Annotated in this window: 3 protein-coding genes; 1 reads left to right on the top strand and 2 read right to left on the bottom strand. The window is 69.6% G+C overall.

Features of this window, described 5'->3' with window-relative positions:
• Positions 1 to 710: transposase family protein (locus tag NR111_RS18075; protein WP_256821608.1), on the bottom strand; the 710-nt coding region annotated here is incomplete at its 3' end.
• Positions 711 to 864: 154 nt separating this feature from the next.
• The gene (locus NR111_RS18070) at positions 865 to 1,332 is read right to left on the bottom strand and encodes a MaoC/PaaZ C-terminal domain-containing protein (protein WP_256821607.1); all 468 of its coding nucleotides are present in this window, start codon (positions 1,330 to 1,332) and stop codon (positions 865 to 867) included.
• A gap of 475 nt (positions 1,333 to 1,807) precedes the next feature.
• Between NR111_RS18070 and NR111_RS18065 the strand changes: the two genes are divergently transcribed.
• A complete protein-coding gene (locus tag NR111_RS18065; protein ID WP_256821606.1) occupies positions 1,808 to 2,779 on the top strand; it encodes a VOC family protein in 972 nt (323 codons plus the stop codon).
• Positions 2,780 to 2,994 lie beyond the last annotated feature (215 nt).

The raw sequence follows: 2,994 nt of genomic DNA, 5'->3' as shown, positions 1-2,994 counted from the left end.
AATCCGTCCATCGTGACCACCTTGACTCGGTCTCGAAAAGCCTGGTCGCGGGCGTCGAGCCACTCGGTGAGGACCTTCGCCGAACGGCCCGGGACCATGTCCAGCAGACGAGACGGGCCGGTGCCCTCCACGACCGGGGTCAGGTCCACCAGAACGGTGACGAACGAGCTGCTGCCGTCGCCTCGCACGTGCTTCCACTTGTGCTCATCGACCCCGAGAATGCGGACGCCATCGAAGTGTCCGGGCTGCTCGTAGACCATCGCGCGGATCTTCGAGACCGCCAGGTCATTGACCAAATCCCACCCCAGCCCGAGGGCCTTGGCCACCGCGGACACGCTGCTGCGGTCGACCGCCAGCCGTTGCAGAATCCAGCGAGTGCAGCGGCGGGTGGTCTTGGCCCGCGGCTCAGCCAACGCCGGCATCCGCTGCTGGAAAATCCTCGTAGCGCACTCGGCGTTGTCGCAGGTGAAGCGCGGTACCCGCACGTGCAGTCTCGTGGGGTGACCCACGATCGGCAGGTCGGTCACTCGCCGCTCGACGTGGTCCCGCAAACGGCCCGCCATCCCGCACTCCGCGCAGACCGGGTCCAGCGTCACCGGAGCGCAGAACAGGTGCGTGAGCTCGTCGGCCACGGCGGCGTCGGTGATGGTCACCCCGAGCTCGACGGTGCGGCAGATGGTGTCGGCGAGCAGGCTGGCGGTAGCGTTCAAAGCGGGTCCTGGGGATGCGAAGTGCTGGTGTAGGAACTTGCATCTTCACACGCCCCAGGACCCCTACATCTTGTGCCTCACCGCATCACCGGCGAACCCCAGCTATGCACTCCGGATCCGGAAGGGCCACGTAAGGGGCCCAACGTCATTGCGCCTACGGCCGGCAGTTCACCATCAGGTCGATCCGGCCGCTCTGGACGAGCTCGTCGTTCGCGCCGTAGAGCTCGAAGCGGCGTTCCAGGATGCCGGTCGACCCCGAGGACGTGAGGCGCGTCCCGGTGATGGTGATCTCCGCGCGCACCGTGTCCCCCGGCCGGATCGGCAGATGAAAGCGCCAGCCGTCGATCCCCAACAGCGCGATCGAGCACCCTTCGAACACCCCTACCCGCGACGCGAGCCCCAGCAGGACGGACAGCCCCAGCATCCCGTGCGCGATCGGACCACCGAACCGCCCCTCCGCGGTGGCGACGGCGTCCGTGTGCACGGGGTTGGTGTCCCAACTCCACCCCGCGAACGTCACCAGGTCGGCCTCGGTGATGGTGCGACCCTGCGTCCGGAACACCTGGCCCTCGGCGAAGTCCTCGAAGTACCAGTCCGTCGGCATCGTCGGCGTCGTCGTCATCCGTGCATCCTCCTGAGCCACCGGGATCCCGCGGGTGTCGCGGGCGCCCTTCTCGCCACCGTGATTGACGACAGTGTCCCTCGAAGCGCTCCCGTCTGCGCCCAAAGGCGCGCCCGCACCTCCTCGCGGGGGCCGCGGGGCCGCGGGCCTCAATGCTGCGGGTCACGGTGCTGTGGGCCGGGGCACCGAGGGGCAGCGGGGTTCTGGGGCCAGGGTTCGTGGAACTGAGCGACCCGGTCGGTTCCGCCGAGCCGGGTATGGCCCACGGTCCCGTGGGAGCGCGGGCTCTCGTCGTCGTCGCGCTCGCCAACGTCAGCCCCCTCCCACCCGCAGCTTTCCCACCCAGCGGAATCGACTGGTGACGCGCACCACACTGCGGTCACAGTGTCCTCATCCCTACACGGGCGCACGCGTGCGGCGCTCCCGGCGGCGACACCCGGGCCTTCGCGGGCCACACCTCTCGAAAGGACACTCCATGGGCGACATCCGGGCCCTCGGCTACCTCAGAATCGACACCACCGACCTCGACCGTTGGCGCACCCTCGCCCACGACGTCCTCGACCTGGGCGCGGGCGCCGGCGGCGATGACGACACCCTCCACCTGCGCCTCGACGAGCGCGCCCGCCGCATCACCCTGCGCCGCGCGGAGAAAGACAACCTCGCCGCGGTGGGCTGGGAGGTGCGCGACGAGATCGCCCTGGACCGCGTCCGCGCCACCCTCACCGAGCACGGCATCGCCTACCGCGACCTCACCCACGACGAGGCGCAGGCGATCAAGGTCGACGGCGCCATCACCCTGGACGACCCCTGCGGCCAGCGCCTGGAGATCTTCCACGGCGCCGAGCTGGACCACTCCAAGGTCTCCACCAAGTACCGCACCGAGTTCGTCACCGACGAGCTGGGCTTGGGCCACCTCGTGGTCCCCACCACCGACTACGACGCCACCATCGGCTTCTACCGCGACGTGCTGGGCTTCCACACCCGCGGCGCCTTCCCGTTCCCGTCGGCCCCCGGCATGCCGCCGCTGCGCATCCAGTTCATGGGCGTCAACCCGCGCCACCACAGCTTCGCCGTGATGCCCGCCCCGCACATGGGCCCCGGAATCGTCCACATCATGCTCGAGGTGGCCGAGATGGACATGGTCGCCCAGGCCATGGAGCGCACCACCGAGCACGGGTTCGGCATCTCCTCCACCCTCGGCCGCCACACCAACGACAAGATGGTGTCCTACTACCTGCGGGCCCCCGGCGGCTGGGACATCGAGTTCGGCTATGACGGCCTCATGGTGGACGAGAACCAGTACCTGCCGCAGAACATCACCGCCGACAGCTACTGGGGCCACGACTGGTCCGGCAGCGAGCCCCTGGCCTGCACCATCCCGCTCGAGGAGACCGCCGCCGAGGCCGTGGCCGACTCCCTGTCCGAGCCCGTGGTGGAGACCGTCTGACGCACTGACGCGCCCTACGCGCCCCTGACCTCGACCAGCTCCCACCACCGCGCGGGCATGGTGCTGGGCGCTCTGCACGGCCGCCGAGTGGCTACTGCGTCCGCGCAGGTACCGCTCGTCGACCCGCTCCTCGGTGTAGGCCGTGACGATGTCGGCCGGGTCCTCCGCCTGGTCGACGCGGCCGTAGAAGAGGCCGTGCGGCAGGACGAGCATCG

It is taken from the genome of Dietzia sp. Die43, assembly GCF_024519835.1.
Lineage (GTDB): Bacteria > Actinomycetota > Actinomycetes > Mycobacteriales > Mycobacteriaceae > Dietzia > Dietzia kunjamensis.
This window is presented reverse-complemented; position numbering and strand designations above follow the sequence as displayed.